Annotated in this window: 3 protein-coding genes; all 3 read right to left on the reverse strand. The window is 30.2% G+C overall.

The genetic code is table 11. From position 1 onward, the window contains the following. Nucleotides 1-130 precede the first annotated feature (130 nt). A complete protein-coding gene (locus tag Q0857_RS16805; RefSeq protein ID WP_298538050.1) occupies nt 131-799 on the reverse strand; it encodes a hypothetical protein in 669 nt (222 codons plus the stop codon). Between the two features lie 153 nt (nt 800-952). After that, nucleotides 953-1,420 carry a hypothetical protein gene (locus Q0857_RS16810; protein WP_298538052.1) on the reverse strand — a complete coding sequence of 156 codons (468 nt, stop codon included), beginning with the start codon at nt 1,418-1,420 and terminating at the stop codon, nt 953-955. A 345-nt stretch (nt 1,421-1,765) separates the two neighbouring features. Continuing rightward, nucleotides 1,766-2,011 carry a hypothetical protein gene (locus Q0857_RS16815; RefSeq protein ID WP_298538054.1) on the reverse strand — a complete coding sequence of 82 codons (246 nt, stop codon included), beginning with the start codon at nt 2,009-2,011 and terminating at the stop codon, nt 1,766-1,768. Nucleotides 2,012-2,111: the final 100 nt, after the last annotated feature.

The following is a 2,111-nucleotide window of genomic DNA, read 5'->3' on the forward strand; positions in this document are numbered from 1 at the left end:
GTATAAGAATAGTGCGTAGTTTGAGTGCGAGGATTTTCCGAAGGAAAATCAGATGCAAGCAAACAAGCACTAACTTTAGATTTAGAAATAAACTTACGCATTATTTTTATACAATGTTAGCAAACGTTTTTTATCTTAATTTAGTTCGGTTTGGTAATTCACTTTTAATCTTTGAATGATAGAAATCAGGTATTACTAATTTATCTAATTTTTTAAGTTTTAGTAAAGGTCGGATGTCAAGATTGGTTTTAATTGCCAGAGCAAGTTCCTTTAAATTAGTCAATTCAGAAATCGGTTCTACTGATTTTATATTCAAAGTTTTTGTGTCAAATCCAGCAAATAAATGAAGTTTTTCCAAGGATTTTAAACCAGATAATTCGTTTACGTTTTCTATTCCGAAAAAATTGTCTAAAACACAATATTTTAGTTTAGTCAGATTTTGAATTCCGTTCAAATTAGATATCGCTAAACTACCTCCAAAATTCAGTTGTTCAAGTTCTTTTAAATTGCCAATAAAGCTAAAGTCCTTAATTTGACTTGTTTTAATCCAAAGTCCTTTTAAGCTCGGGATATTGCAAACAGCTTCGAAATATTCTTGGTTTACTCGATGTCCGAGATATAGATATTCAAGTTTTTCCAGTTTCGGTAAAACTTTTTGCCATTCATTTCTTAATTTTTTTAAATTCGAATAAGTTAATTCTTTTTCTTGTAAATAGTCGGGCGACAATATTTGGGCATCATAAATTCCTGAATCTTCGATTCTAAAATCCTCAATATATTTTTTGTTCCAGAATTCCATTCAAATGTTTGCTAACGGTTACGTATAAGAATAGTGCGTAGTTTGTGTGCGAGGATTTTCCGAAGGAAAATCAGAAGCAAGCAATCAAGCACTAACTTTAGGTTTAGGAATAAACTTACGCATTATTTTTATACAATGTTGTGGTGTCGTTTTTTATTTTTCATTCCAATTTTTCAATTCAGTTTGATATTTTTCTCTATCTGTCGAGTGGATTCCGAAAATTGAAATTCCGCTGTCAAATATTTTAACTTCAAAATCACGTTTTGTTAAATATTGGTCATCCAAATCATTTGACAAATAGATAAATCCTAAAAATAAAACGGTGTAGCCAATCCAAAATATTTTAGAAATAAGTTTCGGAATATTGATTTTCCAAATTCGGTTTAGAATTAATGTTACAATTAGCCAAAACGAAAAATAAGTCAACAAATTAATTCCCATTTCAGTCAAAAAATATTGGGTTGACATAGATGTGTGGAATCCGTTACATTTATAAATCAGAGGAAATCCATATAAAAACTCATCTGTTCCGTCAATTACAATTCCGTACGACCATTTTGTTATAATTCCGAATGAAATTAAAGTCAAAGGTAAGGTCAATCGAAATATCAATTTTTTCATTTATTCAATTCAGAAGTTTGAGTGGCAAATGCACCACAACGGTTCGGTATAAGAATAGTGCGTAGTTTGAGTGCGAGGATTTTCCGAAGGAAAATCAGATGCAAGCAAACAAGCACTAACTTTAGATTAAGGAATAAACTTACGCATTATTTTTATACGGTGTTACCTACAGTTTTTATATGTATTTCATTATTCGAAAAACTAATTGGAATAGCCCTATTAAAATAAAGATATACCAAAACTTTTCAATTTTTTTAGGTTTGTTTTTTCCTATTGATTTTAACCATATTCCAATTCCTATTAAAGCCATAGGTATTAATAGTTTTATTACTATTCCGAATTCCATTATTCAATTATTTCTTCTCCGTATTTATCCATTTCCGTTCCGCATTTCCGACAAGTGTGACCTCCATAAAGTGCTTGTCTTTGGCTATTAGGTTTTCTAACAATCGGTTGTTTTTCATTACAATTTGGACAATATATTCGGCTTAAATTAATTCCAAGATGAGCTAACTTGTCGTCTTTTTTGATTAAACTAAGAAAAAACACTAGCACAATTCCGACTATAATTCCAATTAATATTGTATTCATAAAGTTTGGCTCAAATTGTAGGTAACGGTTTTGTGTATGGTTAGTTGCGTGTTTAAGCAACTAATTTAGTAAACAAAAACGAACGCGAGAAAATTCCGAA

It is taken from the genome of uncultured Algibacter sp. (assembly GCF_947495925.1).
GTDB lineage: Bacteria > Bacteroidota > Bacteroidia > Flavobacteriales > Flavobacteriaceae > Algibacter_E.

What these genes read in the sequence shown, in the direction of transcription:
- Q0857_RS16810 (WP_298538052.1), bottom strand. Translation starts at nt 1,420, where the DNA reads ATGAAAAAATTGATATTTCGATTGACCTTACCTTTGACTTTAATTTCA.
- Q0857_RS16805 (WP_298538050.1), bottom strand. Translation starts at nt 799, where the DNA reads ATGGAATTCTGGAACAAAAAATATATTGAGGATTTTAGAATCGAAGAT.
- Q0857_RS16815 (WP_298538054.1), bottom strand. Translation starts at nt 2,011, where the DNA reads ATGAATACAATATTAATTGGAATTATAGTCGGAATTGTGCTAGTGTTT.